Below are 635 nucleotides of genomic sequence, written 5' to 3' on the forward strand. Positions count from 1 at the left end.
ACGCGGTGACCCGAAAGTCGAGGGCCATCAATGTCAGTCCGACCAGCGGGCCCAGCAGGATTCCGGCCTGGTAGAAGATGTTGAACATGGCGAAGGCGTCCACCCGGCGATCTCCGGCGTCAGCGGCCAGATAGGCGCGTACCGCCGGGTTGAACAAGGCGCCGGCGAAACCGGTTGCCGCGGCGGCGATCAGCACGGCCGGCAACGAGTGAGCCACCACCAGCAGCGCGAATCCGCCGGTGCGTAGCACGCATCCGGCCACGATCAATGGCTTGTAGCCCAGCCGGTCGGCCAGGGTGCCGCCCACGATGAACATGCCTTGCTGGGAGAAGTTGCGCACTCCTAGCACCAGCCCGACGGCCCAGGCGGCCAGCCCGAGCGGGCCAGCCAGGTACCCGGCCAGGTACGGCATCAGCATGTAGAAACCCATGTTGATGCCGAACTGGTTGAGCATCAGGACCTGGCTGGGCCGGTCGAAGCCTCGAAACCGGGTGAGGATATTCCTCATGCGGCTGCGATTAGTGCGGGGTTGACGACGGTGCTGGTTCGAGTCCAGGAGGTCACCACCTGCTGGGTGGGGTCGGTGATGACGGTGGGCTCGGCGACGGGTTGCCAGTCCAGCAGCTGGTGTTGGT

The 635-nt window shown here is 65.7% G+C and carries 1 protein-coding gene; it reads right to left on the reverse strand.

Features of this window, described 5'->3' with window-relative positions:
* A partial coding sequence (locus tag JF781_RS28110) for an MFS transporter (RefSeq protein WP_225341374.1) occupies nt 1–508 on the reverse strand: 508 nt, incomplete at its 3' end.
* Nucleotides 509–635 lie beyond the last annotated feature (127 nt).

The organism is Mycobacterium sp. WUMAC-067, assembly GCF_020217485.1.
Classification (GTDB): domain Bacteria; phylum Actinomycetota; class Actinomycetes; order Mycobacteriales; family Mycobacteriaceae; genus Mycobacterium.